The sequence below is a fragment of the Flavonifractor sp. An112 genome (assembly GCF_002161085.1).
Taxonomy (GTDB): Bacteria; Bacillota; Clostridia; order Oscillospirales; family Oscillospiraceae; genus Flavonifractor; species Flavonifractor avicola.
Map to the genome: position 1 here is coordinate 1 of NZ_NFLU01000011.1, position 24,632 is coordinate 24,632.

Sequence of the window (24,632 nt, forward strand, 5' to 3'; positions counted from 1 at the left end):
CTTTTCCCCCCTGTCCGCCCTGCCCCGGCTCAATACGGTGCTGGTGCCCCAGTCCATGACGGCGGCGGCGGAAGCTGCCTGCCCCGGCCGGGTCAGCCTGCTGAACTGAGTCGTACACAGTGTGCGTATATGCACACCAATCCTGCCAGGAACTATGGTATCATCACCATAGTTCCTGGTTTTTTATTCATATTTTTCTACAAAAGGAGGTACACGGATATGAAATTCCATTCCATTCGGGGCACGCTGCTGGCCGTGGTCCTGGCGCTGGCACTGACGGTCCCCGCTCTGGCCTACGACGACACCGCCGGTCACTGGGGCGCGGAGGCCATCGACCGCTGGAGCGAGGAGGATGTTCTCCAGGGCTATGCCGGCCAATTCCGTCCCGACGCGCCCATCACCCGGGGCGAGCTGGCGGTGATCCTGGACCGGCTGATGGACTACCAGACTCTGTCCGACACCGCCTACCCCGACGTGGAGGCGGACAGCTGGTATGAGGAGGCGGTGCTGGGAGCCGCCCAGGCCAACATCCTCCAGGGGGACGGCACCTCCCTGCGGCCCCTGGACCCCATCACCCGGCAGGAGGCAGCGGTGCTGCTGGGCCGGGCCCTGGGCGTGACGGAGGACGCCGCCGGGCTGGAGGGCTTTGCCGACGCCGGTGAGGCCGCCGGCTGGGCCGCCGGCTATCTGGGCGGCATGGCCCAGGCCGGTATCCTCAGCGGCTATCAGGGCAGGATCATGCCCGCCGCCACCATCACCCGGGCGGAGGTGGCCCAGCTGCTGGACAACGCCGTTGCCGCCCGCTGGGATGAGGGGGGCAGCTACACCGCCGACGCCGACGGCAACGTCATCGTCAGCGCCGCCGGCGTCACCCTGTCCGACATGACCATTGACGGCAACCTGATCGCCGCCGAGGGCATCGGCGACGGGGACCTGATCCTGGACAACGTCACCGTGAAAGGCGCCCTGGTGGTCCGGGGTGGCGGTGAACACTCCATCATCATCAAGGGCAACTCCTCCGTCAGCACCATCACCGCCCAGCGGCGGGACGGCGGGGTGCGCCTGTCGGTGGAGGACGACGCCTCGGTGGAGATCATCACCATTGACGACGGCTCCGACGCCGTCATCGTGGCGGGTACCGTGGGCACCCTGAACGTGGCCGGGACGGAAGCCCAGGTCACCGTGGCGGGCACCGTGGACACCCTCACCGTCTCTGAGCAGGCCGAAGGTGCCAGCATCACCGTCTCCGGCGGGGCTACGGTGAACAATCTGACCGCAGCCGCCCCCAACACCGCCGTTACCGTGGGCAAGGGCGGTACGGTGGAGAGCGTCACCGCCAACGGCACCGGCACCACCGTGTCCGGCGCGGGCAAGGTGGAGAACGTCACCGCCAATGCCGACAACGTGGCCGTATCCACCCCCAATACCAAGGTAGAGGCCTCTGAGGGCACCTCCGGCGTCACTGCCGGTGACAAGGACGTGGCCGGCGGCTCCTCCGCCACCACCCCCGGCGGCTCTTCCTCCGGCGGCAGTTCCTCCGGCGGCGGCAGCTCCGTCTCCTACTATACCGTCACCTATCAGTTCCTGGATCAGGTCCTGGGCACCGAGCGGGTGGCCAGCGGCGGCCATCCCACCGCCAGCGGCATCACCGTACCCAGTAAGGTGGGCTATATGTTTGTGGGCTGGAAGGTGGAGGGCGAATGGCCTCCGGTGGAGCTGAGCGATATTACCGTCACCGGCAATGTGACGCTCTATGCCCAGCTGGCCGCCGTGCCTGACGGCACGGTGACGGCCATTACCGAGGGCATTACCATCGGCGAAACCGACCCGGATACCTTCCTCAACCCTGTCACCGGCAACCTGGCTCCCAACGAAGAGGGCGACTATGTACTTACCCTCCAGCTCAAGGCCCCGGAGGGGGTGGAGTGTGAGCCCATGGTGGATGTGCTGCTCCTCACCACCTCGGCAGACGGCTATGAGGGCGCACAGGTCTGGTATCCTTACGATGCTTTTGACGAGAACGGCATCCTGACGCTGGACTATGTGGTGGCCCCGGCAGGCGCTACTTCCTGCAATCAGGTCCTCACTTTCTTCCTGAAGTGGCACGGCGTGAACAGCGATGCCGATATGGGCGGCTGGGCCATGGATCTGGATCTCAGCAGCCTGACTCTGGTCGGTGTCGATCCATCCGATACGGTGGCCACCGTGGGCGGCGTGGGCTATCCCACCCTGAAGGCTGCTGTGGATGCCATTCTGAAAGATCCCGGAAGTGCGGGTGAATTCTATCTGGTAAGCGACTACACCCTGACCGAAGATGTGACCCTCCCCGACTACTGGACCCTGGGCATCCATGAGGGAGTCACCCTGACCATTCCGGAAACTGTCACCCTGGACAACCTGTACGCCATCCTGAACCACGGCACCATCAGCGGCGAGGGCACCCTGCGCAGCGGCAACACCATCTGGAACCGTGGCGTCATCGACTGTACCGTGGTCAACTACCAGCCGGAAGGCTCGGACTGGGCCGTGGAGTACTACCAGTACGCCCAGTGGAACGGCGAGGGCTGGACTCTGGCCCCCCTGCCCAATATGGCAAATGAAACCGACTGCTCCATCTTTGCCGCCTTCAATTTCGAGGAGGACCTGAACGGCAGCGATACCGCTCTGGCTAAGGCCATCGACCGCATCAACGACATCCCTGAGAGCGCGGGCTATACCTTCCACCTGCTGGAGGCCCGCTGCCAGCTCACCGTCAACAGCGAGCTGACTCTGCCCGCCAACACCAGCCTGGCCCTGATGGGGGGCGAAGGCCGGGGCATCACCATTGAGGAGGGCGGCAGCATTCTCAACGGCAATGTAGAAATCATCACCTTTGAGGGCTATCCTGTGGCCCAGCTCACCGTGAAAAACGGCGCCGCCCTGACCGGCGAGCTGTACATCACCGGCAATATCGAGGAATGCCTGGTGGTGGAGGACGGCGCCACTGTGGAATGCACCCTCTTCCAGCGGAACACCCAGGAGGAGGAGTACCGCCCCATCGGTGAGGCGGAGTATGACGGCCGGTTCTGGCTCACCCTGGAGGATGCCCTGAATGCCGCTCAGGCCGACGGCGGCGGCGAGGTGTTCCTGGTCCAGAATGTGACGGTGGGCGGCAATCTGACCATCCCCGCAAATGTGGTGCTGTGGACCGACCAGTACGACCTTTCCGTCGCTGAAACCCTGACTGTGGACGGTGAAGTCTTTGTCCAGGGCGGCACCACCCTCTCCGCCGACTCCCTGGCGCTCTCCCTGGAGGAACAGAGCCAGGTTCATGTGGAATATGACGCTGCTCTGGACGTAGCCGGTCTCCTCACCCTCAACGGCAATCTGTTTGTGGACGGCACCGGCCGCGTCACCGCTGACAAAATAGACATGAGCGCCGGGGCCTTCTATTACCACGGCATCAGCGCCAACGACGACGGCAGCTGGGCCATTCCCGACCATCCCCCCATTGAGGCCGAGGACCCCAGCCGGGTCAACTGCGCCCTGAACTTCCCCGATCTGGGGAACGACAACGAGGCGGTGGACGCCATGATCCGTGCCACCATCCAAGCCGTACAGAACAACAACGCCTACGGCAACTACTGTCTGGAACTGCGCAACAACTACACCCTGGCTGCCGGGGAAACCCTGATCCTGCCCGATAACGTGACCCTGCTGGTCCGGGACAGCTCGGACAACTGGGAGCTGGAGGAGCAGACCCCCTACCTCATCACCATCGAGGGTACCCTCACCGGCGGCAAGCTGGACTTTGCCAGCAGCGGCTTTGAGGGCTTTGAGGGCCACACCTCCCTGATCGTCAAGGACGGCGGCACCGTCTCCTGCAACCAGTACTGGCTGGAGGGGGACGACAAGCTGGTGGTGGAATCAGGCGGTAAGCTTATGGTCCCCGACTTTGTCGAAGCCGAAAACGACGGCGGCTGGATGTACCTGGTGGACGGCATGAACCTGGTGATTGACCAGGGCGGTACCATGACCTGTTCCGGCATCCTGCGCATCTGGCCGGGCAGCACCCTAACCATCAATGGCACCATGGAGCTGGCCGGCGACGCCCACGCGGGCTACCAGGGCGATATCAACGGCACCGGTTCTATTACCGGTACCGGCACCCTCCAGGATCGGGGCGGTAACCTTACCGTTACAACCATTGGCTCTGATATCATCCAGGATGCCTATAATTCCGAACCCTAAATCTTTCCAAACTTCCTTCCCTTCCCAATGCAGCAGGGCCCGGCGTATCACGCCGGGCCCTGCTGTTTTCCTTCCGGTGTGTACGAGTGTGCTGTTATGCACACCACTTTCTTACAGTACTGTGGTATGCTGGTTTCAGCTTGCAAAACCCGCAGTTCACGAAAGGAAGTGTCTCTATGAAGAAAAAGACCTGCGTGGCCGCCCTGGCTCTGACCCTGGTGCTGGGCACCGGCACCGCCGCCCTGGCCGCCGGTAATCTGGTCAACATCGCCGTCAACCCCGGCATGAAGCTGTCCATCGACGGCGAGGCCTTTGTGCCCACCGACGTCAACGGCAAGGAAGTGGATGTATTTGCCTACAACGGCACCACCTATGTGCCCATCCGTGCCATCAGTGAGGCCTTTGGCAAGGCCGTCAGCTACGACGCCTCCACCCAGACCGCCGTCATCCAGTCGGTGCTGCCCCCCTATGACCCCGACCAGGTGGACTATGTGCTCAGCGTAGCCCCCGAGACCTATACCGACGAAAACGGCAACCCGCAGACCTGGTACAACGGCGTGGGCTACGAGTTCCGCTGGTGGCTGCCCGAGGAGCAGCAGAACAGCTTTACCGTCAAGCAGGTGTCCGGCCAGCTGCCCGACGGCATCACCCTGGTGGGCGACCACCTGGAGGGCGGGTGCCAGGGCGTGGCAGAGGCCGACGTGACCTTTACCGTCACCCCCAGAAACGGCGAGGCCGTCACCCGCACCCTCCACTTCCAGTTCATGGAGCCTGATGAATTTGCGGTGGCTCCCGTCATCCTGTGGGGCAAGGTGGGCGATCCCGTGGACCGGGCCGGCATCAACTCCTTCTTTGACGGCATCTTCTACACCGCCGACGACCTGACCGCCGACCGGGAGATCCCCGGCTCCTCCCCCATCGGCACCCAGGCCGCTCTGGACGCCCTGGCGGAGTACGGTCTGTCCCTGGACTACGAGGTTATTGAGAATGAGGACGGCTACCGCTGGGCCGACAAGTACCTGACCGGCACCTTCACCCAGGCCACCGACGGCTGGGTGAAGATCTCCATCCCGGTATACGCCACCGCCGGCACCTCCAACCCCGACTTCCCCATGGAGGAGAATTTCTGGTACGCCAACGATGCCGACGGCAATCCCTATGTGGTGTCCGGCACTGTGGACGTGTATCTGAACATCATCGGCTTCTGATCCCGATCCCATCTTTCTTTCCCTATACAGAAGAGGCCCGGCGCAATGCGCCGGGCCTCTTCTGTCTGTTTTACGGTTGATCTGCCGGGCTTTGCGCCCCGGTCTTGCCGTAGTCCTCCATCACCTTCCGGCCCCACTTCAGGGGGTCCTCCCCCTTCTTGAGCCGCAGGGCCAGGTAGGGCTTCTCTCCGGCGGAGAAGAGCAGCCGGCCCCGGTAGTGCTCCAGGGCGCACAGGGCGCTCACCCGCTGGAGGTCAAAGCCGTCCAGATAAAATTGCAGGCCGCCCCCCTGCTGGCGGATCTGCACCACCCCATTCTCGGCGGCAGCGGCCCGCAGCAGAGCCACCGAGATCAGGTTGTTCACCGTCCGGGGCGGGTCGCCGTAGCGGTCAATGAGCTCGTCGGTCACGTCGTCGGCGTCGGCTTCGGTGCGGATGGCGGCGATCCGCCGGTACAGGTCCATCCGCTCCTCCGGGGAGGGGACGTACCGGTCGGGGATGGAGGCCGCCACACTGAGGTCGGCGGCGCACTCGGTGCGCTTGGGGATAGGCTCCCCCCGCTCCTCCAGCACCGCCTCCTCCAGCAGCCGCAGGTACATATCATAGCCCACGCTGAGCATGAAGCCGGACTGCTCCGGGCCCAGGATGTTGCCCGCGCCCCGGATTTCCAGGTCCCGCATGGCGATCTTGAAGCCGGAGCCGAACTCGGCAAACTCCCGGATGGCCCCCAGCCGCTTGGAGGCCACCTCGGTGAGCACCTTCCCCTGCCGGTAGGTCAGGTAGGCAAAGGCCCGGCGGGTGGACCGGCCCACCCGGCCTCTGATCTGGTGGAGCTGGGCCAGGCCCATCTTGTCCGCGTCCTCAATGATGAGGGTATTGGCGTTGGCGATGTCGATGCCGGTCTCGATGATGGTGGTGCACACCAGCACATCCACCTCGCCCTCGCTCATGCGGGTCATGACCTCGTTCAATTCTTCCTGGCTCATTTTGCCGTGGGCCACCGCCACCTCCACGTCCTCCCCCAGCATCTCCTTGATGCGGGCGGCGGTGCGGGTGATGGTGTCCACCCGGTTGTGGAGGTAGTACACCTGGCCGCCGCGCTCCAGCTCCCGGCGGGCGGCGTCCATCAGCACACCCCAGTCGTGCTCCAGCACATAGGTCTGCACCGGCTGGCGGTCCATGGGGGGCTCCTCCAGGGTGGACATATCCCGGATGCCGGAGAGGGCCATATTCAACGTGCGGGGAATGGGGGTGGCGGAGAGGGTGAGCACGTCCACCTGCTTGGACAGCTCCTTGAGCCGCTCCTTGTGCTGGACGCCGAAGCGCTGCTCCTCGTCGATGACCAGCAGCCCCAGGTCCTTGAAGGTCACGTCCTTCTGGAAGAGCCGGTGGGTGCCGATCAAGAGGTCGATCTGCCCCGCCGCCAGCCGCCGCAGGGTCTCCTTCATCTGGGCGGCGGTACGGAACCGGCTCACCACGTCGATCTCCACCGGGTACTTGGCAAACCGCTGCTTGGCCGACAGGTAGTGCTGCCGGGCCAGCACGGTGGTGGGCACCAGAATGGCGGCCTGCTTGCCGTCCAGCACGCACTTCATAATGGCCCGGAAGGCCACCTCGGTCTTGCCGTAGCCCACGTCGCCGCACAGCAGCCGATCCATGGGCCGGGCGGTCTCCATGTCCCGCTTGATCTCGGCGATGCACCGCAGCTGATCGTCGGTCTCGGCGTACTCGAACTGCTCCTCAAACTCGTGCATCCACTCGGAGTCGGGGGAGAAGGCGAAGCCGGGCTGCCGCTGCCGCTGGGCGTAGAGCTGGATGAGCCCCTTGGCCAGGTCCTTCACCGCCTTCTTGGCCTTGGACTTGGCCCGCTCCCAGTCGCCCCCTCCCAGCTTGGACAGCTTGCGCTTCTCGTTGGCGTCCTCGCCGCCGCCGATATACTTGCTCACCAGGTCCAGCTGAGTGGCGGGGACATACAGAATGTCGGTGCCGGCATAGGCGATCTTTACATAGTCCTTCTCAATGCCGTCCACCACTTTCTTGGTCATCTCCACGAAGCGGCCCACGCCGTGGTGCTCGTGGACCACCAGGTCCCCGGGGGACAGGTCGGCATAGGACTTCAGCTTCTGCCGGTTGGTGGCGGGCTTGCTCCGGCGGCGCTTGCCCAGGGCGGACTGGCCCTCGGTGAGCACCGCCAGCCGTCCCACCGGGTACTCCATACCGGCGGTGACGCCCCCCACGGCGATGACCGCCTTGCCGTAGCCGGGCAGGTCGTGAAGCTCGAAGTCCACGGCGGTGGTCATTTTCTGCTCCCGCAGCAGGGCCTGGAGGTTGAGGGCCCGCTGCTGGCTGCTCACCAGCACCACGGTGCGGAAGCCTTCGGAGACGTAATGGGCCAGGTCGGAGACGGCGGTCTCCAGGCTGGCGCCGTAGGAGGGCAGCTGCTTGGCCAGCAGGTTGAGCACCGTCCGGGGCCGCCGGGGATAGGTGGAGGCGGCGAAGGCGTCCAGGTAGCACACCGGCCACTCCTCCAGCACCTGCCACAGCTCTTCGGGGGTGCGGGCGAAGTCGGCCAGATCCCCCGCCAGCTCTCCCCGCTCCATCAGGGACTTGGCGTCCTCCCCCAGCTGCCACAGGTAGTTCTTCCCCCGCTCAGCCACCCGGCCGCTCTCGCTGAAAATTACCACAGCGTCCTCGGGCAGGTAGTCGGCCGCCGTGGCCATCTGGGGGTAGATGAGGCTTACATACCGGTCCATGGCCGGGAAGGAGGTACCGGCGTCCAGCCGCTCCCGGTCCTCCTCCAGAGTCTGGACCAGCTTTTCCGACCCCTTGCGCTTGCGGGTACGGGCGATCAGCTTGTCCAGGCCCTCCAGCAGCCCCGCCCAGCCGCCGGGGGTGAACTGGGACAGCACCTCGGCGGCGGGCAGAATCTCCGCCTCGCTGATGTTCTGGATGCGCCGCTGGGTGTCCGGGTCGAAGAAGCCCATGGCGTCCACTTCGTCCCCGAAGAACTCCACACGCACCGGCTTCTGATGGGCGGGAGAGAAGAAGTCCAGGATGCCGCCCCGCAGGGCAAACTGGCCCACGCCCTCCACCTGCTGGCACCGGGCGTACCCGGCGGCGGTGAGGGTGTCGGTGAGCTCGTTCAGGTCATGGGCCTCCCCCATCCGCACCACCTGGGCCGCCTGGGTGAGGAGGGTCTTGGGAATGGTGCGCTGGAGGAGGGACTCCACCGTACACACCAGCAGGGGGCACTCCCCCGCCGCCAGGGCCCGGAGGACAGACAGACGCCGGTGCTCATACTGCCGGGACACCACCGCCGCGTTGTGGAAGGTAAACTCCCGGGCGGACAGGGCGGCCACCTTCTCCCCGGAGAGGGCGGCCAGGTCCTTCTCCATCCGCTGGGCCTCCCCCTCGTCGGCGCACACCACCACCACCGGCCGTTCCAGCTCCTGATGGAGCCCGGCAGCAAAGTGGGCCCGGTGGACCGCCGACAGACCGGAAAAGGCCACCGGGCAGGCCCCGTTGTCAATGGCCGCCGTCAGGGCACAATATTCCGGGATATCCTTCAGCGCGGACAGCAGTTGTTTCATGGTACACCTCGAAGATATAGAAAAATTTGGAAGTTATAAGCGCACCTTACCCCGGTGCAGGGGGCAGCCTCAGGGGGCGTCCCCCTCCGCCTGGCGGCAGAGGGCCAGAATGCCCTCCACCGTGCGGAAGGAATCCCTGGGCACCCGGGTGGGCTGGATCTGGATGCCCAGATCCTCCAGCCCCTCCAGCAGATCGATCATGGCCAGGGAGTCCAATATACCCTCCTCCAGCAGATCGGCTCCGGGGCGGAGGGCGTCCCGGGTGCCGCAGACCTGCACCAGCAGATCCCGGATCACATCGTCACCCATCATCATAGCATCTCCTCCAGCCGTTTCCGGTCGCATTTTCCGTTGGGGGTCAGGGGCAACCGGTCCAGCACCCGCCACTGGCTGGGAATCTGGTAGGGGGGCAGCAAATCCCCTAAAGCCTGAGTCAGCTTCTCCGGCTCCAGCCCGGCCCCCTCCACAAAGGCGGTCAGGCCCTTTACCTGTCCCGCCCCATCCCGCCGGGGGAGCACCGCCGCCCGCTCCACCTGGGGCAGGGCCTCCAGCGCCCCCTCGATGCGGGCGGGCTCCAGCCGGTACCCCTTGTACTTCAGCTGTAAATCCCGCCGTCCCGCCCAGTAGAGCAGGCCGTTTTCCACATAACCCAGGTCCCCTGTGGAATACTTCCCCCCAAACCGTGGGGAAACACTGGCTCCGGTGAGGATAATCTCCCCCTCCTCCAGGGAGATATCCACAGCCCCCTCCCCAACTGTGCCGATGGGCAGGGGCCCGGTGCACATCTCCCGGGAAATAGGGACGGCGCACACGGCGCAGGTGGCCTCGGCGGGGCCGTAGGCGTTGAGGAGGGCCACACCGGGAAAGCGGTCCAGCAGCCGCCGGGCGGCGGCGGGGGGCAAAACCTCCCCGCAGGAAAAGACCGTCCGCAGACGGGGCAGCCGGTCGGGGCCGAAGGAGGGCTCCGTCAGGCACAGGCGCAAAAAGGAGGGGGTGGCCACCAGCAAAGACAGGTCGCTTTCCTCCAACCGGCGGAAGAGGGCCGTAAAATCCTCCTTTTCCCCTGGGGTGAGGGCCACGTGGGTGCCGCCCCCCAGCAGAGCCAGATAGAGGTCGGCCACCGACAGATCAAAGGACCAGGCCGCCTGACCCACCGCCGTCCCGCCCAGGACGGCGGCGATCTCCGGCAGGGCGGAGGCCCATCGGAGAAAGTGCTCCAGATTGCTCAGGCTCACCTCCACCAGCTTGGGCCGGCCGGTGCTGCCCGAGGTAAAGATCTGGTAGGCAATGCGGCCGGGGTTGTCCGGAATGGGGCAGGCCAGGCCGGAGGCAAAGCCATCTTCCGCCCTCCGCCGGTCCAGCAGCACCGCCCCCGCCTGCTCCAGCAGCTCCCCCTGTCCCGCCGGGGGCAACAAGGGGTCCAGGGGCAAATAGGGCCGCCCCGCCAGCAGGCAGGCCACAAAGGCCACCGGCACCCAGACCTGACCCGGGTCCCCCATGAGGGCCACCGGGCCGGTCCCCTCCGCCCGCAGTTTGGCCGCCAGGCCCTGTGCCATGGGCCACAGCTCGCCCCAGCGGACCACTTCTTCCCCCGCCGTCAGGGCGGGCCGGTCCCTCAGAGATTCACTGTGGGCCTTGATTCGTTCCAGCAGCATAGCGGGCTCCTTTCAGCGCGGTAGCATCTGATCCGCCGGAATGAGGGCGGGATCAAAGAGCACCTTGGAGTGGTTGTCCAGCAGCAGCTCCCGGCCCGCTTCCTCTCCGGTGGTCCGGTCATAGGCAATGCGGTAGACCTGGCTCACCCGGTAGTATTCTTCTCCCTCCCGGACATAACCGCTCCCCTCCTCCCGCAGCCGGTAGCGCAGGGGGAAGGGGTTCGTCCCCCGCAGCTCGCCGCACAGGTCGTCCTCCTCCAGCCACACCCGCAGCTGGATGGGCTGTTCCGTGTCGTTGCGGAAGCGGTAATCCACATGGGGGTAAAAGATGGAGGTGCCGGTGCCGAAGGGCACCCGGCGGCGGTCGTCGGGAAAGAGGGCGTCCGAATGGTGGTGCAGCTCGGTGACGGTGAGGGGGCCATGGAGCACCAGGTAGTGGATCAGGTTGGCCAGCTGGCACAGCCCGCCCCCCACCGACCGGCCCAGGTTCCCGCTGGCGATGGTGAGTCCGTCCTGGTAACCCTTCCGGGCGGAGGGCTTGCCCACCAGGCGCCAGAAGGAGAAGCTCTCCCCCGGCGCCACCACCACCCCGTCGATGCAGGCGGCGGCCAGGGCCAGATTGGTCCGCTTGCTGCGCTGCAGGTCCATATCCACTCCGGTCAGACGCCGGAGCACCGGGGAGCGGTGCCCCTTGAGGAGCACGGGCAGCTCCTCTTCACACCGCCAGGTGGACCAATGTACCCCACCTCGCCGGTCAGCCAGGGCCTTGCGTGCCCCCTCTTTCCACAGGGAAATCCGATAGCACACCGGACCACACTGACAAAACAGCCTGCGTCTCGCCATGGAGACCACCTCCCAAATCCGGCGCGCCCCCTGTGAAAAAGGAGCGGGCGCGCCCGCTCCTTCTATCCTAGCATCCCCGGTGGGAATTGCAAGTTACGATTTGGCAACAGCCTGTCAGCCGTTGAACTTGTTCATGGCCTTGTCGGGCCCTTCCGCGATGAGGCACTCCACCGCCTTGCCCGCCTTCTCGATGGCGGCGGTGATGGTCTTGAGATCCTCCCCCACGAACTTGGAGAGCACCCAGTCGGCCATGTCGTAATCGGGATGGGGCTTCTCTCCCACCCCCACCTTCACCCGGGGGAACTGGTCGGTGCCCAGGTGCTGGATGATGTTTTTGAGGCCGTTGTGGCCCCCGGCGGAGCCCCCCTTGCGGATGCGCAGCTTGCCGATGGGCAGGGACACGTCGTCGGAGATGACCAGCACGTGGTCGGCGGGGATCTTGTAGAACCGGGCGGCCTCCCCCACCGCCTCGCCGGACAGGTTCATATAGGTCACCGGCTTCATGAGCAGCACCTTGGCGCCCCCCAGCTCCACCGTGTTGGTGAGGGCGCGATACTTCAGCTTCTGCACCGGCACCTGCTGCTCCTCGGCGATGTGGTCGATGGTGAGAAAGCCCACGTTGTGCCGGGTGTTCTCGTACTTGTCCCCGGGATTGCCCAGGCCCACCACCAGCCACTCCACGCCGGAGGATCGATTTTTGTTGAATAACATACTTGCTCCTTGGACAGACAACGGCGGGGGCAAGCCCCCGCCGCGTCCGGTTGGTATTGTCAATGGATTTACACAAACAGCTTGGAGACAGAAACTTCCTCGTAGATGCGCTCGATGGCCTCGGCAAACATGTGGGCCACGGAGAGGTACTTGATCTTGTCACAGGTGACGCCCTGCTTGGGGGGGACGGTGTCCAGGAAGTAGAGCTCCTTGATGACGCTCTTCTCGATGCGCTCCACGGCGGGGCCGGAGAGCACGCCGTGGCTGGCGCAGGCGATGACGTCCACCGCGCCGCCCAGCTCCACCAGAGCCTGGGCCGCGCCGCACAGGGAGCCGGCGGTGTCCACCATGTCGTCAAAGAGGAGGACCTTCTTGCCCCGCACGTCGCCGATGATGTTCATGACCTCGGAGGAGTTGGCCTTCTGGCGGCGCTTGTCCACGATGGCCAGACCCATGCCCAGCTTCTGGGCGAAGGCCCGGGCCCGGGCCACGGAGCCCACGTCGGGAGAGACCACGATCATCTCATCCTCCTTGCCGGCAAAGCGGTCGTGGAGGTAGTTGGTGAAGATGGGGTTGCCCAGCAGGTTGTCCACGGGGATGTCGAAGAAGCCCTGGATCTGGTTGGCGTGCAGGTCCATGGTGAGCACCCGGTCGGCGCCGGCCCGGGTGATCAGGTTGGCCACCAGCTTGGCGGAGATGGGATCGCGGGGCTTGGTCTTGCGGTCCTGGCGGGCGTAGCCGAAGTAGGGGATCACGGCGGTGATCCGACCGGCGGAGGCCCGCTTCAGGGCATCGATCATAATGAGCAGTTCCATCAGGTTGTCATTGACCGGGTGGCTGGTGGACTGGACCACGAACACGTCGGAGCCGCGGACGGTCTCATAGATGGAGACGTAGTTCTCGCCGTCGGAGAAGGCTCCTACCTCGGCGTTGCCCAGCTCCATGCCCATCTCCTTGCAGATGGCCTCGGCCAGGGGGCGGTTGGAAGTGCCGGAAAAGATCTTGATGTCCTTACCGTGTGCGATCATCTTTTAAACATCCTCTCACAAAATTAGTGTTCTCTGTCTTTTCGTGCAGATCGAACTTATTTTTTATTTTCTGTCCCATCAGCGGGACGGGTTCACTTTTTACGGGTCTGGCGGGCGGCCCACTGCTTCTTCACCGTCTGGCGGGGCCGGGCGATGGCCAGGGAGTCGTCGGGCACGTCGTCGGTAATGGTGGAGCCGGCGGCGGTGTAGGCGCCGTCCCCCACCCGGACGGGAGCCACCAGATTGGTATTGCAGCCGATGAAGGCGTCGTCCCCGATGGTGGTGCGGTACTTGCCCACCCCGTCATAGTTGACGGTGACGGTACCGCAGCCCAGGTCCACCCGGCAGCCCACGTCGGCATCTCCCACATAGGTCAGGTGGGAGATCTTGGTATCCTCTCCCACGGAGGCATTCTTCAGCGTCACAAAGTCGCCCACCTTCACGTTGGCCCCCACATGGCAGTTGGGGCGGATGTAGGCGAAGGGTCCGATCCTGGCCCCGGTGTCCACGGTGCTCTCGTTGAGCTGGGAGGCATTGACCACCACATGGTCGGCCAGGGTACAGTCCCGGATCATGGTGTTGGGGCCCAGCTCACAGCCAGTCCCGATCACCGTCTCTCCCCGCAGGATGGTGCCGGGCAGGATCACCGTGCCCTTACCCACCCGGACCCGGGGTCCGGCATAACAGGTGTTGGGGTCCATAATACGCACGCCGCTTTCCAGCAGGCGGTAGGCGCCGTAGTTGCGGGCGGTAAGCTCGGCCTCCACCCGGCCCTGGGGGCCGCTCTTGAGGACGGCGGCGCCCTGATACCAGATGCTCCGGCCCCCCAGCTTGTCGGCGTTTTCCTTCAGGGCCTCGTCCAGGCCGCTGCCGTCGGCCAGAGCCTGGGCCAACAGGGCCGCGTCAATGCGGCACACGCCGGTATCTTTATTATCCAGAGGACCGGTGCTGCTGTCATCCACCAGCTGCCGGGCGCTCTGCCAGGAGAGAAGCACCGGCCGGGTCAGGATGAGCACCTTCCCCTCCAGCTTGCCCAGGAAAGCCATCAGCTGGTCCAGGGCGTCCTCGGTGCCGCCGGTGACGAATTCCGTTCCCACCGGGAAGCAGCTCTCGGCCTTTTCCCGGTCGTCACTGTGGCACACCACGAAAAACTGTTGCACGCCGGCGCTCTCCAGCGCCTCCGCCAGCCACAGGGCCGCCGGATCAAAGAGCAGGTCCTCCAGCATGGGGCACACGCCGGTCCCCTCCCGGGGCAGGAACACTACCGCTCCAGTCGCGCTCATACCTGAGATCACCTCAAAAAACAATGGATTTGCCTGTCCGCCCGGCGGGCAGGCTGCCGCAGGGCGTATTCTAGGGTCATTATAATGCGCAATGAACAAAGCTGGAAGGCTTGAAAGCCAAAGCTTTCAAGGCCAAGTAGCTTTGTTCTGGTGCAAGGTTTTTGGACGAAGTTATCCAAAAAACCTTGCACCTTCCATTGGTGCGTCTCAACGCACCAATGGAAATACGCATTATAACAATGGCTGAATTCCATAAAATCGGCTCCCTTGAGCCATTTTATGGAATTGCGCGGCTACAGCCGCGGGAATAAACCGATTTTCGGTTTATTCAGTAGACATTATTATAACAAAGTGGGCGGAAAAATGCACCGGGATTTTGAAAAAAACCCGTCTTTTTTTCCAACTTGGGCCCCTTGCACAAGGAAAGGGCGGTCTTTACCGTTTCTTTACCGCGTTTCCACCGAAGGCAGGCCGGGGCAGGCAGGCCATCCGGTACAGGGCGGTCCGCCGCCAGATGCCCAGCACCTCCGCCGTGGCGCACAGCTTGTCGGCCACACACACCGCCGCCGCCGTCCGGCTGCGGGGGGCGCTGCGGGCCATGGGCCACATATGGGCCAGGATGCCGTTTTCCTCCTCCCGGCTCAGTTCCCCGCACAGGGCCCGGGCGTTTCGCTCCGCCGCCAGGGGATGGGCAAAGCACTGTTTATAGGAGGGCAGGCTCTTGGGATCGTAGAGATACAGATCGTGGAGCAGCCCCGCCCGGGCCGCCGCCCGTCCGTCCCGCCCCCACCGCCGGGCCAGGCGGAAAGCCACATAGGACACAAACAGGCTGTGCTCAAAGCAGGACACACCCGGATGGTGCCGGATCTCCTTCATGGCCTGCACCGGCTGGGACACCAGCAGCTCCCCCACGCAGTCCAGATAGGCCGCCCAGTGTTCTTCCCGCACGATACCACGCCTCCTTCTCCGCTCTTGTTCTTCCTTATTATATCCCCCTGCAACCCGGCCCGCAACCCTATCCTGCCCCTGCGCTTCTGGTGCAAACCGGATACCATGCGGCGCCCGCCGCTTCCACACTTTCCACAGTTGATTTTTACTAATATCGGATGTATAATGAAACGAAGGGTTTATTAGGGGAGAAATCGAAATCATCTGGAGGTCATTCACAATGAAAGAAGTCTACGTAGTCAATTGCTGCCGTACCGCTGTCGGCTCCTTCGGGGGCAGCCTGAAGGACACCCCCGCCACCGATCTGGGCGCTGTGGTGGTCAAGGAGGCTCTGAACCGCTCCGGCCTGAAGCCCGAGCAGGTGGACGAGCTGATGTTCGGCTGCATCCTCACCGCCGCCCAGGGCCAGAACCCCGCCCGTCAGGTGGGCGTGAAGGCCGGTCTGCCCTACTCCGTGCCCGCCTACACCGTGGGTATGGTGTGCGGCTCCGGCATGAAGAGCGTCATTGAGGGCGCCCGCGCCATCCTGGCCGGCGACGCCGACGTCATCGTGGCCGGCGGCACTGAGAATATGTCCGCTGCTCCCTACGCTCTGCCTGCTGAGCGCTGGGGCGCCCGCATGGGCGACAAGAAGGTCGTGGACACCATGATCAAGGACGGCCTGTGGGACGCTTACAACAACTATCACATGGGCACCACCGCTGAGAACATCGCCGACGTGTGGGGCATCACCCGCGAGGAGATGGACGCCTTCGCCGTGTCCTCCCAGAACAAGACCGAGGCCGCCCAGACTGCCGGCAAGTTCGTGGACGAGATCGTGCCCGTGATGGTGAAGAAGAAGAAGGAAATGGTGGAGTTCAAGGTGGACGAGTTCCCCAAGGCCGGCGTGACCATGGAGTCCGTCTCCAAGCTGCGCGGCGCCTTCCCCGCCGGTCCCGAGGGCGTGGAGGACGAGATCGTTCACACCTTTGAGGTCACCCAGGTCCACGAGGCTGACGCCAAGAAGCACGTCCAGCGCGTCACCGCTGCCAACGCCTCCGGCATCAACGACGGCGCTGCCGCCATCGTGCTGGCTTCCGGCGAGGCTGTTGAGAAGTACGGCCTGAAGCCCATGGCCAAGCTGGTCTCCTGGGGCCAGGGCGGCGTGGATCCCAAGATCATGGGCGTGGGCCCCGTGCCCGCTTCCCGTCAGGCTATGGCCAAGGCCGGCCTGAAGATCGACGACATCGACCTGGTGGAGGCCAACGAGGCCTTTGCCGCTCAGTCCATCGCCGTGGCCCGTGAGCTGGGCTTCGACATGAGCAAGGTCAACGTCAACGGCGGCGCCATCTCCATCGGTCACCCCGTGGGCGCTTCCGGCGCCCGTATCATCGTCACCCTGCTCCACGAGATGCAGAAGCGGCCCGAGGCCAAGAAGGGCCTGGCCACCCTGTGCATCGGCGGCGGCATGGGCGTCGCCACTATCTTTGAGAAGTGCTGATCCATCCGTAACTTCAAACCGGAGGGCCGTTTACCGGCCCTCCGGCTTGAAAATAATGTGATTTAAGGAGGACACTCCAATGGCCAAGTTTGTCACTGTGGAAGAGGCTGTGGCCCTCATCCCTGACGGCGCCACCATCATGGTGGGCGGCTTCATGGGCTGCGGCAACGCCCACAAGATCATCGACGCCCTGTCCAAGTCCGGCAAGGGCAACTTTACCCTCATCTCCAACGACGGCTCCATGCCTGGCGGCCCTCTGGGCGAGGACTACTACGGCGTGGCCAAGCTGATCCACAACCACCAGGTCAAGCATCTGATCGCTACCCATGTGGGCCTGAACCCCGAGGTTGCCCAGCAGATGAACGAAGGCACCATGAAGGTGGACCTGATTCCCCAGGGCTCCCTGGCCGAGATGATCCGCGCCAACGGCGCCGGCCTGGGCGGCGTGCTCACCCCCACCGGCGTGGGCACCATCGTGGAGGACAACAAGGATTTCTGCCTGGGTAAGCAGACCATCGAGGGCCGCGACTACCTGCTGATGAAGACCGTCCACGCCGACGTGGCCATCATCTGCGGCAACAAGATCGACAAGGCCGGCAATGTGTGGTACAAGGGCACCACCCGCAACTTCAACCTGCCCATGGCCACCGCCGCCGATCTGGTCATCGCCGAGGCCGACCATGTGGTGGAGATCGGTGAGATCGAGCCTGAGAACGTACACACCTACGGCGTGTTCGTGGACTACGTTGTGGATGGAGGGAAAGCGTAATGGAAAAGTCTGAGATCAAGGGCTTTATCGCCAAGCGTGTCGCCAAGGAGCTGAAGGACGGCGACGTGGTCAACCTGGGTATCGGCCTGCCCACCCTGGTTCCCAACTACCTGCCCGAGGGCGTGAAGGTGACCCTCCAGTCCGAGAACGGCATCGTGGGTACCGGCACCGTCACCGACGAGAATAAGGACCCCCTGTACGTCACCGACGCCGGCGGCGCTCCCGCCGCTGTGGCCCCCGGCGGCGCCTTTATCGACTCCTGCTCCTCCTTCGGCCTGATCCGCGGCGGCCATGTGGACGCCACCATCCTGGGCGGCCTGGAGGTTGACGAGGAGGGCTCCCTGTCCAACTGGATCATCCCCGGCAAGAAGGTGCCCGGCATGGGCGGCGCCATGGACCTGCTGGTGGGCGCCAAGAACGTCATCGTCGCCATGGAGCACACCGCCAAGGGCAACCCCAAGATCCTGAAGAAGTGCCGTCTGCCCTACACCGCCGTGCACTGCATCACCAAGATCATCACCGAGATGGCGGTGATCAACGTGACCGACAAGGGTCTGGAGCTGGTGGAGTACAACCCCGAGTTCACCGTGGAGCAGATCCAGGCTGCCACCGAGGCTACCCTGATCGTCTCCCCCGACCTGAAGCCCATGTGCTGATCGGCTTTTGCCGCTATCAAACGTCCCGCGGAAAACCGCGGGACGTTTTTTTATGCTCTGCGCGTCGCCCCCGCCGAAAACCGGAAGAAAAACGTCACACTTTTTTAAGGAATTCCCCCCTCTCACCCGTGTATACTAACTGTACTAAGATGTGTCATACACTTCCGGAAAGGAGATGCCAGGATGATCCAGCTGAATTACCGGGACGCCCGGCCCATCTATGAACAGGTAAAGGATGGACTGCGGCACCTGGTTGTGACGGGGGCCCTCCAGGCCGGGGACAAACTTCCCTCGGTGCGGGCGCTGGCCACGTCGCTGGCCATCAACCCCAACACCATCCAGCGGGCCTACGAGTCCCTGGAGCGGGAGGGCTATCTGTACACCGTGGCGGGGAAGGGTTCCTTTGCCGCCCCCCAGGCGGACGTAAACGCCGACCGCCGGGAGCGGCTGCTGAAGGACTTTGATTCCTCCGCCGCAGAGCTGCTGTTTTTGGGTATGACGGCGGGGGAACTGGCCCGCCGTTTGGACGAGGCCGCCGCCCGCCAGGCGGCCAGAGAGGAGAGGAAACCATGATCGAAGCCAAGAATGTGGTCAAGACCTTCGACGGCTTTAAGGCCCTGGACGGTCTGACCATGACGGTGCCCCAGGGCTCCATCTACGGTCTGGTGGGCCCCAACGGCGCGGGCAAGTCCACCCTGCTGCGCCACGTCACCGGGGTGTACCGGCAGGACTCCGGCTCGGTGCTGCTGGACGGCAACCCCATCTACGAAAACCCCGCCGCCAAGGCCCGCATCGCCGACATTCCCGATGAGCTGTACTACTTTCTGTCCGCCTCCACCCGGGACATGATGCGCTTTTACAAGGGCTTTTATCCCCGGTTCGACACGGCCCGGTATCAGGCTCTGAAGGATGTGTTCACCAACGTGGACGAAAACCAGCCCATCCGCCGCCTGTCCAAGGGAATGCAGAAGCAGAGCGCCTTCTGGCTGGCTCTGTGCTGCCGGCCGGAGGTGCTGGTGCTGGACGAACCGGTGGACGGCCTGGACCCGGTGATGCGCCGCCAGGTGTGGTCCCTGCTGATGGGGGACGTGGCGGAGCACGGCACCACCGTGCTGGTGTCCTCCCACAACCTGCGGGAGCTGGAGGACGTGTGCGACCATGTGGGCATCCTCTCCCACGGCAGGGTGCTCATCGAGCGCTCCCTGTCCGATTTGCAGGAGAACGTGGTGAAAATGCAGATCGTGTTCCAGGAGCGGGAGATGCCCCAGCTGCCGGAGGACCTGGAGGTGCTCCATGTGTCCCAGGTGGGCCGCATCCATACCCTCATCATCCGGGGCAATGCCACCGACGTCACCAACCGTCTGGCGGTGTACGCCCCCATTCTGATGGAGGCTCTGCCGCTCACCCTGGAGGAAATCTTTATCTATGAGTTGGGAGGTGAGGACTATGGGGTCCGGGACATCGTACTTTAATATGACCCTCTTCCGCAAGAATCTGGCCCGGTTCTGGCCCATCTGGGGGCTGTATGCCCTGATTTGGGTGGTACTGCTGCCGGCGGGGGTACTGCTGCGCCGGGACGTGTGGGACAAGGGGAACGCCTGGGAATTCCCCCTGGTCCTGCTGGACGGCAGCCGGAACATGGCCCTGGTGCTGGCCTTCCTCTTCGGCATTCTGTGCGCCATGGCGGTGTTCTCCTACCTCTATTCCGCCCGCTCGGTGGGGATGCTCCACGCTCTGCCCATGCGGCGGGAGGGCCTGTTCCTCACCAACTACCTGTCCGGCCTGGCCTTTTTGTGGGTGCCCAACTTCGCTGTCTTTCTGCTGGCCCTGGCGGCGGAGGCCCTCAACGGCACGGTGGTGTTCAGCTCCCTGTTCACCTGGCTGGTGGTCACCTGCCTTTTGTGCCTGTTCTTCTACTCCTTTGCCGTGTTCTGCGCCATGTTTACCGGCCACATTCTGGCCCTGCCCGCCTTCTACCTGATCCTCAACTTCCTGGCCTCAGTCATTACCTATCTGGTGGAGAGCATTGCCCGGGAATTTCTCTTCGGGTTCAACGGCGCCGTGTGGGCTGAAAAGTGGGCCATGTGGTTCACCCCCGCCCTCAAGCTGCTTCGAGCCACCGGCCTGGACTACACCGGCAGCAACCCCCGCTACTTCGGCCTGGGTCTGGTGGTCCTCTACGCCCTCATCGGCCTGGTGCTGGCGGGTATCGCCCTGGCGGTCTACTGCCGCCGCCAGCTGGAGCGGGCTGGGGATGTGATCACCGTAGGCTGGGTGCGCCCGGTGTTCCGCTACGGCATGGCCCTGTGCTGCTCCATCACCCTGGGGGCCTTCTTCTACGCCATCTTCTACCCCCTGCTGCCCCAGGGGGCCTGGACCCTGCTGGGCTGGATGCTGCTGTGGGGCGCCGCGGGCTGCTTTATCGCAGAAATGCTGCTGAAAAAGCGGCTGTGGGTATTCAAAACCAGCTGGAAGGGCTGCGTGATCTTTCTGGTGTGCCTGGTGGCCGCCATGGCCACCCTGGAGCTGGACCTGCTGGGCTTTGAGCGCCGGGTACCTGACGCCGCTCAGGTCAAGACGGTGGAGATCAGCGGCATCAGCAGCGCCCCCTATGACAGCGGCGCCTACCTGGACTTCTCCACCTCCGATCCCCAGACCATTGAGGAGATCACCAGCCTCCACTCCTCCATCACCGGCCGCAAGGACGAACTGGAGGCGGTGCAGGCCAGCGGAATCAGCACCGAGTCCTGGATCACCCAGTCCAACGGCCTGGACCTGCAGGTGGAGACCAACACCTCCGTCCGCCTGTGGTATGAGCTGACCGACGGCACCGTGCTGGAGCGGCAGTACGATCTGCCCATCCGGCAGGAGGATCTGGAGGACCCCTCCACCCCCGCCGCCCAGCTGTCCCAGCTCATCAACCAGCCTCAGGTGGTCAGCGAGATCTATTTCGGCTCCATTGGGGAGACCGCCCGGCTGGTGGACGCCGCCCTGGTGAACCTGTACAACCCGGAGGACGACAGCTACGGCTTCGAGTACCTGCCCGCCGAGCTGCTGGAGCCCCTGCTGGAGGCGGTGCAGACCGACCTGGCCCAGGGCAATCTGGGCCGCCGCTACCTGCTGGAGGACCAGGAGCGGATGGATAACTGCTGCTATACCGACCTGGAGCTGACCTTCCGGCTGGACCAGACCGGCGTCTCCGGCGGCACCGCCCCCGCCGCCACGGCCTCCACCTACACCGTCACCATCACCCTGCAAAAGAGCGCCGTCCACACCATGGAGGTACTCAAGGACTATCCCCACGCCTTCCTCTCCCAGGCGGAGATGGACCAGCTCAGCCGCAACTGAACCTTTCCCTTTTGGGGCGCGCCGTCCACAGCGACGGCGCGCCCCTTTGTTGTCTCTCCACAAATCCGACGGTCTTTTTCCCACCGCTGTGGGATACTTTTCCTTGATTTCTCAGCGTCATGTGCTATCATGTTGGTAAGTATCTCGGTAAGGAGGCTTGTGTATGATCGACCTGACCGTCCATCGCCAGGGCCTGGAGCATAACATCCGTATTGCCCGGGAAAACGGCGTGGTGATTCCTACGTTTGAAAATATGATCCATCCGGAGACGGTACCTCAGCCTATCCGGGACCGGCTGACCCATGTGGGCCTGTGGGATGTGGACCCAGCCAACCTGTTCCGCATCACCTGGAAGAACGAGCCGGTGCCCACCGGCGGTCTGTACCGCTCCGCCCCCAACTACATCGAGCTGCCCCCCGCCCTCACCGGCGTGCCCGCCCGCATCCTGTGCCTGCCGGGCAAGTGGTTCCCCACCGGCTGCCACAAGGTGGGCGCCTCCTTCGGCTGTCTGGCTCCCCGGCTGGTCACCGGCCAGTTTGACGCCTCCTCCCAGAAGGCGGTGTGGCCCTCCACCGGCAACTACTGCCGGGGCGGCGCCTTCAACTCCAAGCTGCTGGGGGTCCACGGCGTGGCCATTCTCCCCGCCGGCATGAGCCAGGAGCGGTTTGACTGGCTGGCCTCCATCGACGCCGACGTCATCAAGACCCCCGGCTGCGAGTCCAACGTGAAGGAGATCTTCGACAAGACCAACGAGCTCAGCCGGGACCCCTCCTGCATGATCTTCAACCAGTTTGCCGAGATGGGCAACCATCTGTGGCACTACAAGGTCACCGGCGCGGCGGTGGCCGAGGCCTTTGAGGACGCCAAGCGCCCCGGCGACCGGCTGGCGGGCGCCTGCTTCACCTCCGGCTCCGCCGGCACCATCGGCTGCGGCGACTACCTGAAAGAGGTCTACCCCGCCATGAAGCTGGCGGTGGGCGAGGCCGTCCAGTGCCCCACCATTCTGAACAACGGCTTCGGCGATCACCGGGTGGAGGGCATCGGCGACAAGCACGTGCCCTGGATCCACGACGTGAAGAACACCGACATGGTGGTGGATGTGGACGACAACGACGCCATGGCTCTGCTGCGGCTGTTCAACGAGCCGGCGGGCAAGGCCCAGCTCATGGACGCCGGGGTGGACCCCCAGCTGGTGGAGCAGCTGTCCCTCATGGGCATCTCGGGCATTGCCAACGTGCTGTGCTGCATCAAGCTGGCCAAGTACTACGAGCTCACCGGGCACGACGTGGTATGCACCGTCCTCACCGACTCGGCGGATATGTACCGCTCCCGTCTGGCGGAGCTGACCGAACAGCTGGGTGAGTATGACGCCAAGGCAGCCGCCTACGACTTTGCCCTCCACCTGATGGGCCTGAAGACCGACTGCATGGCGGAGCTGGGCTACTACGACCGCAAGCGGGTCCACAACCTGAAGTATTACACCTGGGTGGAGCAGCAGGGCAAGACCACCGACGAACTGGACGCCCTGTGGTACGGCACCGAGTGGGCCGACGTCCACAGCCAGGCCGACGCCCTGGATGAGCTGATCCGGGCCTTCAACGAGGAGACCGGGGTGCTGAAGGGCCTGTAAAAGGAGGTTCCTCCATGAAATACGTTCTGGGCGCCAAGTGCGTCAAATGCGGCAGGGAATATGCCGCCGTCCCCGACCTCACCACCTGCTTCTGCGGGGGCATCCTGGATATCCAGTACGACTACGCCGCCCTCCGCCGGGATTTTTCCCGGGAAAAGCTGGCCCAAAACCCGGACCGGTCCATGTGGCGGTACCGGCCCCTGCTGCCCATGGAGGAGGAGTCCGTTCCCCCGCCCCTGCGGGTGGGCTGGTCCCCCCTCTATGAGGCAGACCGTCTGGGGGCGGAACTGGGGCTGAAAAAGCTGTACATCAAGGACGACGGCCAGAACCCCACTTCCTCTCTGAAGGACCGGGCCTCCGCCCTGGCGGTGGTCAAGGCAAAGGAGGCGGGGGCGGACACCATCGCCTGCTCCTCCACCGGCAACGCCGCCTCCTCCCTGGCGGGCAACGCCGCCGCGGCGGGCCTGCATACCTACATCTTCGTGCCCAGCCGGGCCCCCAAGGGCAAAGTGGCCCAGCTGCGGATCTTCGGCTCCACTGTCATCAGCGTGGATGGCTCCTATGAGGACACCTTCGAGCTGTCCAAGGCCGCCATCGACAAGTGGGGCTGGTACAACCGCAACGCCGCCATCAACCCCTACCTGTCCGAGGGCAAAAAAACCGTGACGCTGGAGATCATGGAACAGCTGAACTGGCAGGTGCCCGACTACATCGCCCTCTCCGTGGGAGACGGCTGTACCATCGCCGGGGCCTGGAAGGGCCTGGTGGACCTCTACGAGGTGGGCCTCATTGACCGGCTGCCCAAGCTCATCGCCGTCCAGGCGGAGGGCTGCTGCCCCCTGAACCGGGCCATCCAGACCGGACAGCCCTGGTCCCCCATGGAGGAAAACACCCTGGCCGACTCCATCGCCGTTGGGGTGCCCCGCAACCCGGACAAGGCTCTGAACGCCATCCGGGCCTCCCACGGCGTGGCCGTCAATGTGTCCGATGAGGAGATTCTCGCCGCCATGCGCCTGCTGGGCCGCACCCAGGGGGTGTTCGGCGAGCCCGCGGGCGTCACCGGCACCGCCGGGGTAAAGAAGGCTCTGGAGCTGGGCCTCATCTCTCCCGACAGTACCGTGGTGAGTATTATCACCGGCAACGGTCTGAAAGACGTGCAAAACGGCATCAAAGCCGCCGGGGAACCCCTGCTGGTATCCCCGGATATGGACGCGCTGCTCTCCGCCTTTGACCGGGCGGGCATCCGTCCCTGAA

General features: G+C 64.4%; 18 protein-coding genes. 10 read left to right on the forward strand and 8 right to left on the reverse strand.

Going from position 1 to position 24,632, the window contains the following annotated elements; translation table 11 throughout:
• Nucleotides 1–219 precede the first annotated feature (219 nt).
• Complete coding sequence (locus tag B5E56_RS10490; protein WP_158098709.1) at nt 220–4,230, forward strand: S-layer homology domain-containing protein; 4,011 nt, start codon at nt 220–222, stop codon at nt 4,228–4,230.
• Nucleotides 4,231–4,406: 176 nt separating this feature from the next.
• Nucleotides 4,407–5,438 carry a stalk domain-containing protein gene (locus B5E56_RS10495; protein WP_087389823.1) on the forward strand — a complete coding sequence of 344 codons (1,032 nt, stop codon included), beginning with the start codon at nt 4,407–4,409 and terminating at the stop codon, nt 5,436–5,438.
• Nucleotides 5,439–5,508: 70 nt separating this feature from the next.
• Here the strand turns inward: B5E56_RS10495 and mfd are convergent, their stop codons facing one another.
• From mfd to B5E56_RS10540, 8 genes are all read right to left on the reverse strand, one after another.
• Nucleotides 5,509–9,027 carry a transcription-repair coupling factor gene (gene mfd / locus B5E56_RS10500; protein ID WP_087389825.1) on the reverse strand — a complete coding sequence of 1,173 codons (3,519 nt, stop codon included), beginning with the start codon at nt 9,025–9,027 and terminating at the stop codon, nt 5,509–5,511.
• A gap of 69 nt (nt 9,028–9,096) precedes the next feature.
• On the reverse strand, nt 9,097–9,342 hold the full coding sequence (locus B5E56_RS10505) for a phosphopantetheine-binding protein (protein ID WP_158098710.1): 246 nt from the start codon (nt 9,340–9,342) through the stop codon (nt 9,097–9,099).
• The gene (locus B5E56_RS10510) at nt 9,339–10,682 is read right to left on the reverse strand and encodes an AMP-binding protein (protein WP_087389827.1); all 1,344 of its coding nucleotides are present in this window, start codon (nt 10,680–10,682) and stop codon (nt 9,339–9,341) included. The genes B5E56_RS10505 and B5E56_RS10510 overlap by 4 nt, the downstream gene beginning before the upstream one ends.
• 12 nt (nt 10,683–10,694) lie before the next feature.
• Nucleotides 10,695–11,525, reverse strand: coding sequence for a VanW family protein (locus B5E56_RS10515; RefSeq protein ID WP_087389829.1), 831 nt, complete (start codon nt 11,523–11,525; stop codon nt 10,695–10,697).
• 114 nt (nt 11,526–11,639) lie between these two features.
• Nucleotides 11,640–12,236, reverse strand: a complete 597-nt coding sequence (gene pth, locus B5E56_RS10520) for an aminoacyl-tRNA hydrolase (protein WP_087389832.1) — start codon at nt 12,234–12,236, stop codon at nt 11,640–11,642.
• 68 nt (nt 12,237–12,304) lie between these two features.
• On the reverse strand, nt 12,305–13,264 hold the full coding sequence (locus B5E56_RS10525) for a ribose-phosphate pyrophosphokinase (protein ID WP_087267501.1): 960 nt from the start codon (nt 13,262–13,264) through the stop codon (nt 12,305–12,307).
• Between the two features lie 92 nt (nt 13,265–13,356).
• Nucleotides 13,357–14,547 (reverse strand): DapH/DapD/GlmU-related protein, encoded by a 1,191-nt coding sequence (locus B5E56_RS10530; RefSeq protein ID WP_087389835.1) that lies wholly within the window; start codon nt 14,545–14,547, stop codon nt 13,357–13,359.
• 435 nt (nt 14,548–14,982) lie between these two features.
• Complete coding sequence (locus tag B5E56_RS10540; protein WP_242958906.1) at nt 14,983–15,495, reverse strand: HD domain-containing protein; 513 nt, start codon at nt 15,493–15,495, stop codon at nt 14,983–14,985.
• A gap of 220 nt (nt 15,496–15,715) precedes the next feature.
• On the opposite strand from B5E56_RS10540, the gene B5E56_RS10545 reads away from it, so the two are divergent.
• The 8 genes from B5E56_RS10545 to B5E56_RS10580 all read left to right on the forward strand — a co-directional run bounded on the left by B5E56_RS10545 (nt 15,716) and on the right by B5E56_RS10580 (nt 24,631).
• Nucleotides 15,716–16,975 (forward strand): acetyl-CoA C-acetyltransferase, encoded by a 1,260-nt coding sequence (locus B5E56_RS10545; RefSeq protein ID WP_087389841.1) that lies wholly within the window; start codon nt 15,716–15,718, stop codon nt 16,973–16,975.
• A gap of 79 nt (nt 16,976–17,054) precedes the next feature.
• Nucleotides 17,055–17,744, forward strand: a complete 690-nt coding sequence (locus B5E56_RS10550) for a CoA transferase subunit A (protein ID WP_087389844.1) — start codon at nt 17,055–17,057, stop codon at nt 17,742–17,744.
• Entirely contained in the window at nt 17,744–18,400 is a 657-nt protein-coding gene (locus tag B5E56_RS10555; RefSeq protein ID WP_087187311.1) for a 3-oxoacid CoA-transferase subunit B, read from the forward strand. The genes B5E56_RS10550 and B5E56_RS10555 overlap by 1 nt, the downstream gene beginning before the upstream one ends.
• Nucleotides 18,401–18,583: 183 nt before the next feature.
• Complete coding sequence (locus B5E56_RS10560) at nt 18,584–18,973, forward strand: GntR family transcriptional regulator (protein ID WP_087267516.1); 390 nt, start codon at nt 18,584–18,586, stop codon at nt 18,971–18,973.
• Nucleotides 18,970–19,872, forward strand: a complete 903-nt coding sequence (locus B5E56_RS10565) for an ABC transporter ATP-binding protein (protein ID WP_087389847.1) — start codon at nt 18,970–18,972, stop codon at nt 19,870–19,872. Before B5E56_RS10560 ends, B5E56_RS10565 begins: the two co-directional genes overlap by 4 nt.
• Entirely contained in the window at nt 19,847–21,748 is a 1,902-nt protein-coding gene (locus B5E56_RS10570) for a hypothetical protein (RefSeq protein ID WP_158098711.1), read from the forward strand. Before B5E56_RS10565 ends, B5E56_RS10570 begins: the two co-directional genes overlap by 26 nt.
• A 163-nt stretch (nt 21,749–21,911) precedes the next feature.
• On the forward strand, nt 21,912–23,378 hold the full coding sequence (locus tag B5E56_RS10575) for a pyridoxal-phosphate dependent enzyme (RefSeq protein ID WP_087389853.1): 1,467 nt from the start codon (nt 21,912–21,914) through the stop codon (nt 23,376–23,378).
• Between the two features lie 14 nt (nt 23,379–23,392).
• A complete protein-coding gene (locus B5E56_RS10580; RefSeq protein ID WP_087389855.1) occupies nt 23,393–24,631 on the forward strand; it encodes a threonine synthase in 1,239 nt (412 codons plus the stop codon).
• Nucleotide 24,632 lies beyond the last annotated feature (1 nt).

Coding starts and splice junctions, on each gene's coding strand:
- B5E56_RS10495 (WP_087389823.1), top strand. CDS start 4,407: ATGAAGAAAAAGACCTGCGTGGCCGCCCTGGCTCTGACCCTGGTGCTG.
- B5E56_RS10530 (WP_087389835.1), bottom strand. CDS start 14,547: ATGAGCGCGACTGGAGCGGTAGTGTTCCTGCCCCGGGAGGGGACCGGC.
- B5E56_RS10570 (WP_158098711.1), top strand. CDS start 19,847: ATGGGGTCCGGGACATCGTACTTTAATATGACCCTCTTCCGCAAGAAT.
- B5E56_RS10580 (WP_087389855.1), top strand. CDS start 23,393: ATGAAATACGTTCTGGGCGCCAAGTGCGTCAAATGCGGCAGGGAATAT.
- B5E56_RS10515 (WP_087389829.1), bottom strand. CDS start 11,525: ATGGCGAGACGCAGGCTGTTTTGTCAGTGTGGTCCGGTGTGCTATCGG.
- B5E56_RS10510 (WP_087389827.1), bottom strand. CDS start 10,682: ATGCTGCTGGAACGAATCAAGGCCCACAGTGAATCTCTGAGGGACCGG.
- B5E56_RS10545 (WP_087389841.1), top strand. CDS start 15,716: ATGAAAGAAGTCTACGTAGTCAATTGCTGCCGTACCGCTGTCGGCTCC.
- B5E56_RS10490 (WP_158098709.1), top strand. CDS start 220: ATGAAATTCCATTCCATTCGGGGCACGCTGCTGGCCGTGGTCCTGGCG.
- B5E56_RS10575 (WP_087389853.1), top strand. CDS start 21,912: ATGATCGACCTGACCGTCCATCGCCAGGGCCTGGAGCATAACATCCGT.
- pth (WP_087389832.1), bottom strand. CDS start 12,236: ATGTTATTCAACAAAAATCGATCCTCCGGCGTGGAGTGGCTGGTGGTG.
- B5E56_RS10555 (WP_087187311.1), top strand. CDS start 17,744: ATGGAAAAGTCTGAGATCAAGGGCTTTATCGCCAAGCGTGTCGCCAAG.
- B5E56_RS10550 (WP_087389844.1), top strand. CDS start 17,055: ATGGCCAAGTTTGTCACTGTGGAAGAGGCTGTGGCCCTCATCCCTGAC.
- mfd (WP_087389825.1), bottom strand. CDS start 9,027: ATGAAACAACTGCTGTCCGCGCTGAAGGATATCCCGGAATATTGTGCC.
- B5E56_RS10565 (WP_087389847.1), top strand. CDS start 18,970: ATGATCGAAGCCAAGAATGTGGTCAAGACCTTCGACGGCTTTAAGGCC.
- B5E56_RS10505 (WP_158098710.1), bottom strand. CDS start 9,342: ATGATGATGGGTGACGATGTGATCCGGGATCTGCTGGTGCAGGTCTGC.
- B5E56_RS10525 (WP_087267501.1), bottom strand. CDS start 13,264: ATGATCGCACACGGTAAGGACATCAAGATCTTTTCCGGCACTTCCAAC.
- B5E56_RS10560 (WP_087267516.1), top strand. CDS start 18,584: ATGATCCAGCTGAATTACCGGGACGCCCGGCCCATCTATGAACAGGTA.